The organism is Priestia sp. SIMBA_032, assembly GCF_046535215.1.
GTDB lineage: Bacteria > Bacillota > Bacilli > Bacillales > Bacillaceae_H > Priestia > Priestia aryabhattai.
On the sequence record NZ_JAWRXD010000648.1, the window covers coordinates 1 to 272 of the forward strand.

The window sequence follows — 272 nt, forward strand, 5'->3', positions numbered from 1 at the left end:
CGGCCGAAAACCTGCTGGATGCCCTTCGCCACGGTCAGCTGCATGTCGACGCGGAACTGATCAGCGAACTGCTGCGGGTGGTGGACGTGCTGCGCGTGCTCATCGATTGCGCCTCCCGGCGCGAGGATCCCCCGTCGCCGCACCGCGAGAAGGATGACCTCATCGCTGCCATGGCGCGTCGACTGACCGCCATCGGGAAATCGGCACCCGATGCCCCATCGGGCGCGGCAGCCGACGACGTGGCGGCAGAAAGCGATACATCCGCATCATCT

Annotated in this window: 1 protein-coding gene; it reads left to right on the forward strand. The window is 66.5% G+C overall.

All coding sequences use genetic code 11. The features are described 5' to 3' along the window. Positions 1-272: hypothetical protein (locus SB717_RS35840; RefSeq protein WP_410907730.1), on the forward strand; the 272-nt coding region annotated here is incomplete at both ends.